This window comes from Exiguobacterium sp. s161, assembly GCF_018619045.1.
Lineage (GTDB): Bacteria > Bacillota > Bacilli > Exiguobacteriales > Exiguobacteriaceae > Exiguobacterium_A > Exiguobacterium_A indicum.
The window spans coordinates 52,347-65,715 of sequence record NZ_JACSNH010000001.1 but is presented as its reverse complement, the minus strand read 5'-3'; the positions used below and the strand labels follow the sequence as shown (position 1 = coordinate 65,715).

The window sequence follows — 13,369 nt, the reverse complement described above, 5'->3', positions numbered from 1 at the left end:
AAGAACCGACAAGTAATTACTTGCGGCCGTATTTTTTGTTGAAGCGATCGACACGACCATCTGCCGCGTTGAACTTTTGACGACCTGTGTAGAATGGGTGCGAGTCTGAAGACACATCCACACGGATGAGTGGGTACTCGTTACCATCTTCCCAAGTGATCGTTTCGTTCGAAGAACGAGTAGAACCGCTTAAGAATTTGTACTCAGTCGTTGAATCCATAAATACTACTTTGTTGTAGTTAGGGTGAATTCCTTGTTTCATGGTTGATTTCTCTCCTTCCGCCCTGGTTCATTTGCTGAGCCAGAGTAAGTTACCTTCCTATACTAAACGATTTTTTTATGCGTCGCAATAGTTATTTTTCTGTCGTCGTTTCCTTCTTGACGGTACGTGGTTTAGCTGGCGCGCGTCGGACCGCCTTCTTCTGTTCTTTCTCGAGTTCGACGAAAAATTCTTCATTATTTTTCGTATCACGAATCTTACGCAGGAACGTATCGACGAACTCGTTCGACTCGTTCATCGTCCGGCGAATCGCCCAAAGCGCATCAAGCTGCTCTTTCGGAAGCAACAGTTCTTCCTTCCGTGTACCGGACTTCCGAATGTCGATCGCTGGGAAGATTCGACGCTCTGACAACTTACGATCAAGATGCAGTTCCATGTTGCCAGTTCCTTTGAATTCCTCATAGATGACGTCATCCATGCGCGATCCTGTCTCGACGAGTGCTGTCGCAAGAATCGTCAAACTACCACCGTGTTCGATGTTTCGCGCTGCACCAAAGAACCGTTTTGGCTTATGGAACGCAGCCGGATCAATTCCGCCAGAGAGCGTCCGACCACTTTGCGGTACCGTTAAGTTATAAGCCCGTGTTAGACGCGTGATCGAATCCATCAAGATGACGACATCCTTCTTGTGTTCGACGAGCCGCATCGCCCGTTCGAGGACCAGTTCAGAAATTCGGACGTGGTTGTCCGGTGTTTCGTCAAACGTCGAGCTGACGACGTCTGCTCCTGGAACCGAACGCTCAATGTCCGTTACTTCCTCAGGTCGCTCATCAATCAAGAGAATGATTAGTTCGACATCCGGATGATTCTCCTGAATCGAGTTTGCGATTTCTTTGAGGAGTGACGTCTTCCCTGCTTTTGGCGGTGCGACGATCAAACCACGTTGACCAAATCCAACCGGTGCGATCATATCCATGACACGAACGGATAGATGGCGTGGTTCTGTCTCAAGTCGCATCAATTGGTCCGGATAAATTGGTGTCAGTGCCGGGAAGAATAAACGGTTACGGGCAGTATCCGGTGCTTCACCGTTAACGGCTTCCACGCTAAGTAACCCTTGGAACCGTTCGTTTTCCTTCGGTGGACGGACTTTACCTGTGACGACATCACCATTACGTAGATTAAAGCGTCGGATTTGAGATGCTGCGATATAAATATCTTCAGAGGATTGGGAATAATTGATAGGACGAAGGAAGCCAAAGCCACCATCGTTTTGCATTTGTGGATTGCCAGGGATGACTTCGAGTACCCCTTCGAGGAAATAAAGACCAGTCGATTCAGCCTGTGCTTTTAAAATCTTGAACATCAACTCGCGTTTACGGGCTTCTCGGTATTGTGGGACATTTTTCGTCTTTGCGATTTCATAAAGTTCTTTTAATGTCAGTTGGCTCAATTGAGCCAGTGTATAGGAACGTTCTGGTTTATCTTTTTTATCAGTTGTTGGCATGTTCTTCACCTATTCTTTATAAATTCAACTGCATTCAGCATACTTCCATACATACATCAGGAGGTATGTAATTTTATTCGTGAACTAAAGGTATCATATTTTTTTGAATTCGTCGTCAACAATCCTTTGCGTTTCTTACTTTGTAATATTCGAGGATATTATTTCAGTTATGTTACAAAAACATCTGTTTTGTCTTCTAACTGAAAAAACGTTTTCAAGTGTGCGCATGCTAAGATATTCCTGCAGACAAAATTCTTACACAGTTGTAAGGTTCACTGCTTAACCAAACACTTAATGATTTCATCATATAACTTACGGACGCAACACACTACATCAAACGGAGGAATTCTTAACATGAAACGTTTTCTAGCATCGATCGCGACAGCAGCCTTAGTGGTTTCAGGTTTTACATCAGTGGGTACAGGTAAAGTTGAAGCAGCAACAGTCACGAAAGTCAAGATCACGGACAACGGTCTTCGTGTTCGGACAGCACCTTCTACGAAAGCAAGCATCGTCGGGAAAGTCAACGCTGGTCAAGTCTTTACATATAAAGGCAAGTCAGGCAGCTGGACAAAAATCTCATACGGCGGTAAAACACGCTATGTCTACTCACAGTACACAAAGACATACAAATCATCTTCAAGCGCTAAAAAAACAACGAGCACATCTTCTAAACGGACTAAAATCCTAAGCGAAGCAGCAAAACATAAAGGTACACCATATGTATGGGGCGGAACGACGACTCGTGGATTCGACTGCTCTGGTTTCACAAGCTACGTCTACAAGAAAGCGGCTGGTAAAACATTACCACGTACGTCTTCTTCACAATATTCTTCTTCTAAGAAAGTCAGCGTTTCTAAAGTACAGCCAGGAGATCTTGTCTTCTTCTCACACGGTAGCGGCATTCAACACGTTGGGATCGCAACAAGCAAGTCAAGCATGGTCAACTCAGAAACGGGCGGCGTTAAATACTCAAGCTTCAAATCAGGGTACTGGGGTTCACGCCTTGTCGGCGCAGGATCTTACCTATAATTCATCATCTCAAAGCGGTTGAGCATTGGCTCGATCGCTTTTTTTCATCGAATCGATTACAGGAGGAGGAAATCGGATGCATGTCTTAATCACAGGTGCTTCAAGAGGTCTTGGTCGTGAATTTGCTTATCTGCATGCCAAGCAAGGGGATCACGTCTTGCTCGTCGGACGCGATGCGACAGCACTCTTCGAAACGAAGTTCCATGTCGAGCGACTCGGGGGAACGGCAACCGTCTTTCCGTATGACTTAACGCAGCCGACGCATCGTCTCGCACTATTTCGGGCAACGGAACAGATTCCGGTCGACTGCGTCATCAACAACGCCGGGATCGGCGTCTTTGGTTCTTTCCTTGAGACCTCGTTCGAAGACGAGTCCCGGATGATTGCCTTGAATATCGAAGCATTAACACACGTAACGAAGGTCTATGCCTCTCGCATGAAAGCACAGGGAATCAAAGGACGTATCGTCCATCTCGCATCAACGGCTGCGTTTGAAGGTGGTCCATGGCTGAGTGTCTACTACGCGACAAAAGCCTATGTCCTTCATTTCTCGGAAGGCTTGACGGAAGAACTCGCACAAGACGGGATTCAAGTCAGCGTTGTCTGTCCAGGCGCGACCCATACCGGCTTCGAATCAGCAGCAAATCTTGAACAGTCACGCTTGTTCTTGCGACCTGGCGTCATGGATGCTCCGACGGTTGCGCGTATCGCTTACCGTAGCTATATGAAGGGGAAAACGTTCATCGTTCCTGGCTTTGGCAATGCCTGGTATATCTTTTCGACGCGTTTTCTACCGCGTCGGTACGTCACCCGACAAGCAGGAGAAGTTCAGCGTCCGCGGTGATAGTTATAATGTTCATTATTTCAATATTTATGACGTTCATCCTCAACTCCTACAGGAAAAGGAAACGAGTTCAACGTTTCCGTCAGGGTAAGGTAAGACCCGACATTTCGCATAAGTTGCGAGATGTCGCGGCTTACCTCCCGCCTGAGGAAAGTGAGGATATGAACGTTATCAGTTTTAAACATCATCAAAAAAGAGTTGGCCTTCCGGAAATTATCCGCAACGCCAACTCTTTTTGTATGGATTCAGACGTCCTTTTTGAGGAGTCAGTCTGTTTTACTTAATGACAAGCTTCGGTTTCTTCTTGAACGAGTGAATACCTTCGACGAAACGCACCGTTCCGGATTTTGCACGCATGACCACAGAGTGTGTCTGACCGCCTTGTGCCGTGAACTGAACACCTTTCATCAACTCACTGTCCGTGACGCCTGTCGCAGCAAAGATACAATCGTCTCCTGAAACGAGATCATCCATCATAAGGATCTTCGATGGATCTTCAATGCCCATCTTCTTGCAACGCTCGACCTCGGCATCGTCTGCTGGTAACAAGCGTCCTTGGAGCTCACCACCGAGGCATTTCAAGGCAACGGCAGCAAGAACGCCTTCCGGTGCACCACCTGAACCGAGCAGGATATCAATCCCCGTATGCGGGAACGCCGTGTTGATCGCAGCAGCGACGTCACCGTCACCGATCAAGCGAATCCGCGCCCCTGTTGCCCGAATCCGTTGAATGATTTCTTCATGACGTTCGCGATCCAGAATCGAGACGACGACGTCTTCGATTTCTTTGTTCTTCGCCTTCGCTACGGCTGCGATGTTTTCTTCGATCGTCGCATCCAGACTGATGTGTCCTGCCGCTTCCGGACCGACTGCGATCTTATCCATGTACATGTCCGGTGCATGAAGTAAATCTCCTGCATCCGCGACCGCGAGAACAGCAAGTGCGCCCCATGTTCCTTTTGCGACGATGTTCGTTCCTTCCAGCGGATCGACAGCGACGTCGAGTCGTGGTCCATACCCATTTCCTAGCTTTTCTCCAATGTAAAGCATCGGTGCTTCATCCATCTCGCCTTCCCCGATGACGACGGTTCCTTTCATCGGAATCGTATCGAAGACATCACGCATCGCGCTTGTTGCCGCATCATCCGCTTCATTCTTCAATCCTTTTCCCATCCAGCGTGCAGAGGCGAGTGCTGCCGCCTCCGTGACGCGTACCAGTTCCATTGATAGACTTCTCTCCATGTGTATGTCCCCTCTCCCTTGTTACAAATCGGTCAAATCGTTTCACGCCATACGAGGGCGCCAAGTTCCTTCAACTTCTGATCAAATCGTTCGTAACTCTGGTCAAGCACTTCTGCATGGTGCAGCGTCGTCTCCCCTGAAGCGAGAAGTCCCGCCAAGACAAGTGCTGCGCCACCGCGTGGGTCCGGTGCCTCGATTTCCGTACCAAGTAAGGATTCGCCACCACGAATGATGATTGAGGCGTCTTCATGCGTGATTCGAGCATTCAAGCGTCGTAACTCCTGCACATGCCGGAAACGCTGCGGATACAACTTATCAACGACGATACTCGCTCCTTTTGCTTGCAGCAACGCTGCCGAGATGACAGGCTGTAAGTCGCTCGGGAATCCACCGTAGTGGAAGACACGAATATCGACCGGCTTCGTCTCCTGAAACGTCGCCGTGACGGAATCATCCGTTGCTTCGATCAACGCACCGTACCGCTCGAGTTTTTGGATGACGCTCTCGAGATGAAGCGGAATGACGTTATCGACGGTGACGCGTCCAAGTGCCGCCCCCATCGTCAAAAACGTTCCTGCCTCCATTCGGTCCGGAATCAAGGTATGCCGGCAACCACTTAGTTGCGATACGCCCTTGATTCGAATCTCGTCCGTTCCTGCCCCTTTGACGCTTGCCCCCATGTTCGTCAACATCGTACTGACGTCGATGACTTCCGGGTCGTAGGCGGCGTTTTCGATGACAGTCGTTCCTTCAGCGAAGACAGCGACGAGTAAGGCACTGATCGTCGCTCCGAAAGACGGGAGATCGAGGTAAATCCGGTTGCCGACGAGACGATCGACGCGCATGTAATGGACGCCTTGCTCGTTACGTACAGAAACACCTAGACGCTCTAGTGCTTTGATGTGTAAATCGATCGGTCGTGGTCCGATGGCATAACCTCCAGGAAGACCGACGACTCCTTGTTTGAATCTGGCTGCCAGAACGCTCATGAGGTAGATCGATCCGCGTAACTTGCGCGTCTCCGCACCAGTCAACGGCATCGATTCGACCCGGCTTGGATCAATCGTCACCATATCGCCTTGACGTGTCACGACCGCGCCGAGCGTCTCCAAAATCTCGATCATCGTCGCGACGTCGCCAATCTCCGGCACGCCTTCAAGAACGACCGTCTGATCCGTCAGGAGGGCTGCAGCAAGACACGGGATGGCGCTTTGCTTCGAACCACTGATTGATACGGTTCCTTCTAGGCGTTGTTGCCCTACGATATGCAAAATGTCCACGTTCCATCAACCTTTCTCTTCGCTACGATTATTGCTGCGTTTTTTCCCAGTCCGCGAGGAACTTTTCGATCCCTTGCGTCGTGAGTGGGTGGTGTGTGAGTGACTCGATGACCGAGAACGGAATCGTCGCGATGTCTGCGCCCGCAAGAGCAGCGTTCGTGACGTGAACCGGGTTCCGGACCGATGCCGCGATGATCTGTGTCGGAATATCATGTACGACGAAAATTTGAGCAATCGTCTCGACGAGCCCCATTCCATCTTGCCCGATGTCATCTAGACGACCGAGGAATGGTGATACGTATGTCGCACCAGCACGGGCTGCGAGTAACGCTTGGTTCGGATTGAAGATCAATGTGACGTTCGTCGTGATCTTCTCTTTTGAAAGGGCTGCGACTGCTTCGAGTCCGGCCGGAGTCATTGGAACCTTAACCGTAATGTTCGGTGCAATTTGGGCAAGTTCCTTCCCTTCACGAATCATTCCTTCTGCATCGAGCGCGATGACTTCAGCGCTAACAGAGACGTCCCCGACGATTTCACAGATTTCACGAAGTCGTGTATGGAAATCGACGCCTTCCTTAGCGACGAGCGACGGATTCGTCGTGACACCATCTAAAATCCCCATTTTATGTGCTTTCTTGATGTCTTCTACGTTTGCTGTGTCAATGAAAAATCTCATCTTTCTCGTTCCCCTTTCATCCCTTGAAATCGCTTACGACTCTATTATAGGTTTTTTTCACGAGAAGTCCTACTGTTTTCCATTGAATATATGTTCACATGATATGAAAAAAGCACGGTAGACCGAAGTCTACCGCACTTTAAAGAGGAGTCGATTAAGCTTTGTTGCTTGAACCGAACTCACGCATCTTACCGATGACAGTTTGTTTGATTGCTTCACGACCTGGTGCGATGAATACGCGTGGGTCATATGCTTCTGGTTTCTCAGCTAACACTTCACGAACGACTTTCGCGAATGAGATTTGGTTCTCTGTGTTAACGTTGATTTTTGAAGTTCCGAGTGAGATCGCTTTTTCGATATCGTGTGTCGGAATTCCAGTTCCACCGTGAAGAACGAGTGGGAGGTTTGTCGCATCACGGATTTCTTCCATCTCTTTGAATCCGAGGTTTGGTTCACCTTTGTATGGTCCGTGAACAGAACCGAGTGCAGGAGCAAGCGTGTCGATTCCAGTTTCTTTGACGATGCGTACACACTCGTCAAGTTTCGCGTACATGACATCACCGATGACGTCGTCTTCTTGTCCGCCAACTGTGCCAACTTCCGCTTCTACTGAAACGCCTTTAGAGTGAGCGTATTCAACAACTGCTTTTGTTGTTTCGATGTTTGTGTCGATCGGGCTGTGCGAATCATCGATCATGACAGATGTAAATCCAGCGTCGATCGCTTCTTTACATTTCTCAACGCTCGAACCGTGGTCGAGGTGGATTGCAACTGGAACTGTGATTTTCATGTCGTGTACAAGACCTTCAACCATTTTCACGACAGTGTAGAATCCGCCCATGTGGCGTGCTGCACCTTCAGATACTCCAAGGATGACTGGTGACTGCTCTTCTTGAGCCGCACCGAGAATCGCTTGTGTCCACTCGAGGTTGTTGATGTTGAATTGACCTACTGCATACTTACCTTCGAGAGCTTTGTTTAACATGTCTGTCATAGATACTAATGGCATAATGACATCCTCCTCTGTTTTGATCGCTGCTTACACGAACTCGTGCAATTTCAGACTGATTATAACATACTGATTCATCGGAACGTACAGCATTTCGCTCGGTTTTTTGGTTTGTGACGGCGACGTGAAAGATTAACCGCTTACATCGTGAGAAATTTGCACAGTCACTTCTTTTTTTAATTCAAAGATGTCAAATGGCTTTCCGAAGAAGGCGACAACCCCTAATCGTTTCGCTTCTTCCATCGCTTCTTTTTCACCGAGTGCCGTCATTAAAATCGTCCGGACGCGTCGTCCGATCCGGTCCTGATGACGCAATACCTCGATCCCGGTCCGCCCCGGCATGTTGACATCCATCAACAATAGATCGTATGCCGTTTCCTGTAAGTAGACGATCGCTTCCTCTCCATCGACGGCGACGTCCGTTTCGTACCCTTCTGCCCGGAACAATTGTGCAAGTAAGTTCCTGATTCCCGGCTCATCCTCGACGATCAACAATCTGCCTTTCATCTCTGCCACTCCCCCTCTAGTTATTTCCATTCTACACTAAAGCAAAACTTGCTTTATACTGTCCTTGAGAGAAACATAGAAAGGATGAAGAAAAATGATGAAAATCTTAGCTACACAATTCAACGGAAAATTGCAAACGCTCGCAAAACAGGAAGACGAACTATTCGATGTCGTCCGTCTACTCGCACAAGCGCTCGTCGGAGAAGGCACGGTCTACGTCGACGCTTACGGCGAATGTGAAGGACTCTATCCGATGCTCTCAGAAGGACCAGACCAGATGAAACGCGTTACGAAGATCAAGGATCGAAAGACCTTGCACGCTGTCGATCGTGTCTTAATCTTCACGCCGGATACGGAACGTTCGGATCTCCTCGCTTCTCTTGCCCGTTACGACGCATGGCATACGCCTTATGCGATTGTCACACTCAGTGACGTGACGGAAACGCTCGAGCGTTCGATTGCTCCGCTTGCATTGAAGTTCAATAAAGGATTGCTTCCGGCAGAGGACGGTTCACGTCACGGACTGCCGAGTCTTGCCCTTTGCGCGTTCCTCTTGACGCATATCTTGACGCAACTCCAAGAGATGACGGAAGAGTGGGATTGACGTTTTTCTTCTATAATATAAAGCTCACTGGATACGTGTCTGCGTCTGACTAAGTTTACGATCTTCATTGAATCAAAGCGAAACCGTCAATGACCGTTATACAAAAAGGAAGCGCCATTCGCGCTTCCTTTTTTGATCATGCCGAAGCATGTTCTTCTTGTGCTTTTAGTTCTTCGCCGTAAGACAGCTGATCCTGCATCCGAACGAACGGTAGATAGATTGCGACCGACATCGCAATCGTCGCCAGCTGGAGCAAGGCACCCTGCCAGCCGCTGATCAAGAAGCCAGAGATGACGGGTGGTGTCGTCCATGGTACTTGAAGCGCATTAAATGGTTCGACCCAACCCCAGAGGATCGAGAAGTAGACCATGAAGGATGCAATCGCTGGTACGATGACGAACGGAACGAACATGATCGGGTTGAAGACGATCGGCATCCCGAAGATGACCGGTTCGTTGATGTTGAACAAACTTGGCGCAAGTGATAGCTTCCCGAGTTGCTTCAAGTGAGCAGAGCGAGCAACGATCAATGTCGCGATGATGAATCCGACCGTAATCCCTGTTCCACCGAGCTTCGTAAAGACATCGAGGAACTGAATCGTAACGATCTTCGCGTTGTCACCGACGACAAGTTCTTTTCCGGAGTCGATGATCGCTTGGTTTTGTAAAGCGTTCGCTGTCAGCAACGGTCCCATGATTCCCATGATGATCGCTGCGCCGTGAATCCCGCACCACCACATGACAGACATCAAGATCATGATCAAGACTGCTCCTGCGAGCGTATCCGTCAAATTCTGAATCGGTGCTTGCAAGACGTCGTAGACGACTTCCGTGAACGTCCGGTCAGCGAATGCTTGGAAGACAGCAAACGTGACGACAGACAATGTAATGATCGCGAGTCCCGGAATGAGTGCCGAGAACGAGTTTGAAACGCCCGGCGGTACACCGTCTGGCATCTTAATTCGGATGCCCCGCTTGATGAACTGCGAGTAGATGAAACCAACGACGAGTCCGACGACGATCGAGGCAAGGACCCCTTGTCCGCCCGTCCATACTTTCGGTACGACACCCGTGACGACTTCCCCTGACTTCGACAGAACGGATGATTGTGTGATGATCAAGAAAGCGATGATTCCAAGTATCCCGGCTGGAACCCCTTCGATCTTCTCGTTTTTTACATAGGAGTAGGCAATACCGAAGACACCAATCAATGCGAGGATATCAAACGTCGCACCGACGACCTGCGTCAGCGGTAATGTCCAGTCGGCACCGAATAGGCCCGTCATGAACTTCTCCCAGCCTGGGATTGGTAACGCAAGAATCAGTAGGAATAACGAGCCGATGATCGTCATCGGCATCGTTAAGATGAAGCCGTCCTTGATCGCAAGGACAGGCTTGGCGTTCGCGAATCGTGCGAAGGCAGGAGTGACTTTTTCAAATACGGTTTCTAATCGGTTCATTCCGACTCCTCCTTATAGTTCAGCAGCACGTGTCGCGATGATTTCCTGATACCAATGGAACGACTGTTTCTTCTTCCGTGCCAGACCATTCGCATGATCGACATAGATGAATCCGTACTGCTTTTTATATCCGTTCAACCAGCTGAGTAGATCGATGACGGACCATGCATAATAACCAGAGACATTGATGCCCTCTTCGACAGCACGCTTGACGGCGCGAAGATGACTTTCGATGTACTCGATTCGTGGTGTATCCATGATTTCTTCGCCGACGATCGGATCCTCGTCACCGAGACCGTTCTCCGTGATGTAGATTTTGATATCGCCGTATCGTGCTTGGAGCATCCGCATTCCTTCAAGGAAGGCATCCGGTGCGATTTCCCAGCCCCACTTCGTGTAGACTTTATCGTCCATCAAGACTGTCTTATAGACGCCATCGAACGATGGGTTCCCAGGACGTCCGGTTGAGTTTTCACGGCCACCTGCCATGACGAGCGCCGAATCATTCTTCATGACACGTTGTGGACAATAGTAGTTCAGTCCGATGAAGTCGTTCAGCGGTGCTGTCCGTTTCAAGAGATCGAGCTCTTCTTCTGTCCATTCCGGCAACAAGCCCTGCTTTTCTAAATCCTTCACGACATACGCTGGGTACTCACCTTTTAGAATCGGATCATAGAACCAGTGTGTCGCGTATTCATTCGCATGTACTTCGGCTTGTTTGTTCTCTGGCGCTTCATCGATGCTGAATGCCGGGTTGAAGACGTGGGTGATCCCGATTTCTCCTTCATATCCCGCTTCCTTGAACGCTTCGACTGCGCGAGCGTGAGCGACGAAGACGTTGTGCGTCGTTTGGAAGTACGCTTTTGCATCGCCTGTGATGCCGGGTGGGTGTGCGCCCGTCAAGTAGCCGAGTGAACAGAAAATGACCGTCTCGTTGAAGGTAATCCAGTTGCGAACACGATCGCTGAACGCTTCGAAACAAGTCTTCGCAAAACGCACGAAGGCATCTGCTGTTTCAGGACTACGCCAGCCACCTTGTTCTTCAAGGACTTGTGGTAAATCCCAGTGATAAAGTGTCACGAACGGGATGATCCCGTGCTTAAGGCACTCATCGATCACGTTGTTATAGAACTCAAGTCCTTTTTCATTCACTTCACCTGTGCCGTTCGGGAAGATGCGTGGCCATGAGATCGAGAAGCGATACGATTCAAGACCCATCTCGGCCATCAGACCGATATCTTCTTTGTAACGGTGGTAATGATCGATTGCGACATCCCCGTTCGTCGCTTCAAACGTTTTTCCGGGAATCTTCGAGAAGACATCCCAGTTCGAGACGCCTTTTCCGTCTACGTTCCAAGCACCCTCTACTTGATAAGAAGCAGAAGCAGCGCCGAATAGAAAATCTTTTGGCATTTTCATCGTCTTCACCTCTTATTTGTTTGCGAGTTTGATTGCTTGGTCGAGTACTTTCGTTCCGTTCATCATGCCGTAATCAATCGTGTTGATGACATCGATCGGCACACCTTTTGGTTCACAGATCTGTTTTCCTTTCGAAAGAAGGTATTTCACCTGTGGTCCGAGGAGAGCGACGTCAAGCTCATTGACGTACGTTTCCATCTCTGATTCCGGGTATGCTGCGATGTCTGCTTCTAAGCCGCGCTCCGAGGCAACCGCTTTCATTTTTTCTACTAACATACTCGTCGACATACCTGCCGCACAAAAGAGTCCGATTTTCATCATTATTGATCCATTCCCTTCAATTGGTTGATTTCGTTTTGCATGTTCATCATATATCCGAGCATTTCCTTGACGAGGATCGTGTTCATGAGGTGATCCTGCGCGTGTACCATCAGGACGCCAACGGTTGCTGTCTTGCCTTGTGCTTCGAGTGTGACGAATTTCGTCTGAATGCTATGGGCATCCTTGAGTGTCGCGTCACCTTCTGTAACGGCAGCTTGTGCCTCTTCGACTTTACCTTCTTGCATCATTAACATTGCTTGGTGGTAGCTTGCTTTGGCGTCGCCCGACAAGGCGATCAATCCAAAAATATCTTCCGGGGTAATTTCAATCGTTTCAGAAGTCATGCTGTCTCTCCTTTGTTGTATGGATAACTTAAATTCATAGGTACAAATTCTACAGTTCGATAATAGCATGCGCTTTCATAACGTGTAAACCCTTTCTTTTTAAAAAATTTAAATAAAAAAACACACGAAATTCGCTTCGTGTGTTTCCTTCTTATTTAATATTCGAGACTTTCAGCATCTTCACATGTCGGAAATGATGCGTCGCCCGTGAGACGTCGAAGATCTTCCCATTCGTCAAATAGACCGTATTATCGACGAGTAAGGATGGATCGTTCTCTTTTAATCCAAGCAACTCCGCGTCACTGCTATTCAAGTAATCCGCATAGATGACGCGATCCGCAAATCCGATCGATAGATTTTGATCGTTGCGTAAATACGTATAGATCGATTTTTGAACGATGTTCTCATCGAGATACATGACGAGATTTTTTCGGAAATAAGACGCTTCGATCGAAAACGGGTGATCATCGACGAGACGCAGTCGTTTGACGTAATAGACCGGTGTACCGACCGGACATTTCATGCGTTCCGCGACCTCTTCGTCTGCCTTCGTCTGTTCGAAAGCGAGAACGCGCGTCTCGACCTTCCGTCCACTGAAGTCGCTCGTCAATCCTTGTAGCTTTTCGAGATTAACGTAATCACTCTTATAATGATCGCGGACGAAGACACCGCTCCCTTGCACTTGGTAAACGTATCCTTTATTGACAAGAATCTCGATCGCCTTCCGGATCGTGTTCCGGCTGACATCGAATTTTTGGGCGTATTCGTCTTCCGTCAACAGTTTGTTCGTATGTTGATAGACGTGCTCATTGATCTCGATCTCGATTTGTTCAGCGACATGTTTATACTTCGGAATCAATGATATTCCCCCCTCTATCTAAAATTTGTAGGAATGAATCCGCTAC

General features: G+C 48.7%; 15 protein-coding genes. 3 read left to right on the top strand and 12 right to left on the bottom strand.

Annotated elements, in window-relative coordinates; all coding sequences use genetic code 11:
- Window positions 1-16 precede the first annotated feature (16 nt).
- Together KNQ14_RS00385 and rho are read right to left on the bottom strand one after the other, a co-directional pair.
- Window positions 17-262 carry a type B 50S ribosomal protein L31 gene (locus KNQ14_RS00385; RefSeq protein WP_023469546.1) on the bottom strand — a complete coding sequence of 82 codons (246 nt, stop codon included), beginning with the start codon at window positions 260-262 and terminating at the stop codon, window positions 17-19.
- Window positions 263-353: 91 nt separating this feature from the next.
- Complete coding sequence (gene rho / locus KNQ14_RS00380; RefSeq protein WP_214859194.1) at window positions 354-1,727, bottom strand: transcription termination factor Rho; 1,374 nt, start codon at window positions 1,725-1,727, stop codon at window positions 354-356.
- 354 nt (window positions 1,728-2,081) lie between these two features.
- On the opposite strand from rho, the gene KNQ14_RS00375 reads away from it, so the two are divergent.
- Window positions 2,082-2,759, top strand: coding sequence for a C40 family peptidase (locus tag KNQ14_RS00375; RefSeq protein WP_087681534.1), 678 nt, complete (start codon window positions 2,082-2,084; stop codon window positions 2,757-2,759).
- 76 nt (window positions 2,760-2,835) lie between these two features.
- Window positions 2,836-3,603: an SDR family NAD(P)-dependent oxidoreductase gene (locus tag KNQ14_RS00370; protein WP_214859192.1), complete on the top strand. Its 768-nt coding sequence runs from the start codon at window positions 2,836-2,838 to the stop codon at window positions 3,601-3,603.
- Between the two features lie 276 nt (window positions 3,604-3,879).
- Here the strand turns inward: KNQ14_RS00370 and glpX are convergent, their stop codons facing one another.
- The 5 genes from glpX to KNQ14_RS00345 all read right to left on the bottom strand — a co-directional run bounded on the left by glpX (window position 3,880) and on the right by KNQ14_RS00345 (window position 8,317).
- Window positions 3,880-4,845: a class II fructose-bisphosphatase gene (glpX, locus tag KNQ14_RS00365; RefSeq protein WP_035395794.1), complete on the bottom strand. Its 966-nt coding sequence runs from the start codon at window positions 4,843-4,845 to the stop codon at window positions 3,880-3,882.
- Between the two features lie 32 nt (window positions 4,846-4,877).
- Window positions 4,878-6,125 carry a UDP-N-acetylglucosamine 1-carboxyvinyltransferase gene (gene murA, locus KNQ14_RS00360; RefSeq protein WP_023469551.1) on the bottom strand — a complete coding sequence of 416 codons (1,248 nt, stop codon included), beginning with the start codon at window positions 6,123-6,125 and terminating at the stop codon, window positions 4,878-4,880.
- A 28-nt stretch (window positions 6,126-6,153) separates the two neighbouring features.
- Complete coding sequence (gene fsa / locus KNQ14_RS00355; RefSeq protein WP_023469552.1) at window positions 6,154-6,801, bottom strand: fructose-6-phosphate aldolase; 648 nt, start codon at window positions 6,799-6,801, stop codon at window positions 6,154-6,156.
- 154 nt (window positions 6,802-6,955) lie between these two features.
- On the bottom strand, window positions 6,956-7,810 hold the full coding sequence (gene fba / locus KNQ14_RS00350; RefSeq protein WP_023469553.1) for a class II fructose-1,6-bisphosphate aldolase: 855 nt from the start codon (window positions 7,808-7,810) through the stop codon (window positions 6,956-6,958).
- A 132-nt stretch (window positions 7,811-7,942) separates the two neighbouring features.
- Window positions 7,943-8,317 (bottom strand): response regulator, encoded by a 375-nt coding sequence (locus KNQ14_RS00345; protein ID WP_035395791.1) that lies wholly within the window; start codon window positions 8,315-8,317, stop codon window positions 7,943-7,945.
- A 94-nt stretch (window positions 8,318-8,411) separates the two neighbouring features.
- On the opposite strand from KNQ14_RS00345, the gene KNQ14_RS00340 reads away from it, so the two are divergent.
- On the top strand, window positions 8,412-8,921 hold the full coding sequence (locus KNQ14_RS00340; protein WP_035395788.1) for a DUF2529 family protein: 510 nt from the start codon (window positions 8,412-8,414) through the stop codon (window positions 8,919-8,921).
- Between the two features lie 136 nt (window positions 8,922-9,057).
- On the opposite strand, the gene KNQ14_RS00335 is transcribed toward KNQ14_RS00340, so the two are convergent.
- The 5 genes from KNQ14_RS00335 to KNQ14_RS00315 form a co-directional block, all read right to left on the bottom strand.
- Window positions 9,058-10,380 (bottom strand): PTS sugar transporter subunit IIC, encoded by a 1,323-nt coding sequence (locus KNQ14_RS00335; protein ID WP_023469556.1) that lies wholly within the window; start codon window positions 10,378-10,380, stop codon window positions 9,058-9,060.
- A gap of 12 nt (window positions 10,381-10,392) precedes the next feature.
- The gene (locus KNQ14_RS00330; RefSeq protein ID WP_214859190.1) at window positions 10,393-11,799 is read right to left on the bottom strand and encodes a GH1 family beta-glucosidase; all 1,407 of its coding nucleotides are present in this window, start codon (window positions 11,797-11,799) and stop codon (window positions 10,393-10,395) included.
- Window positions 11,800-11,811: 12 nt separating this feature from the next.
- Complete coding sequence (locus KNQ14_RS00325; RefSeq protein ID WP_055969344.1) at window positions 11,812-12,120, bottom strand: PTS sugar transporter subunit IIB; 309 nt, start codon at window positions 12,118-12,120, stop codon at window positions 11,812-11,814.
- Window positions 12,120-12,464, bottom strand: a complete 345-nt coding sequence (locus tag KNQ14_RS00320; RefSeq protein WP_214859188.1) for a PTS lactose/cellobiose transporter subunit IIA — start codon at window positions 12,462-12,464, stop codon at window positions 12,120-12,122. The genes KNQ14_RS00325 and KNQ14_RS00320 overlap by 1 nt, the downstream gene beginning before the upstream one ends.
- Window positions 12,465-12,615: 151 nt before the next feature.
- Window positions 12,616-13,323, bottom strand: coding sequence for a GntR family transcriptional regulator (locus tag KNQ14_RS00315; RefSeq protein WP_023469560.1), 708 nt, complete (start codon window positions 13,321-13,323; stop codon window positions 12,616-12,618).
- Window positions 13,324-13,369: the final 46 nt, after the last annotated feature.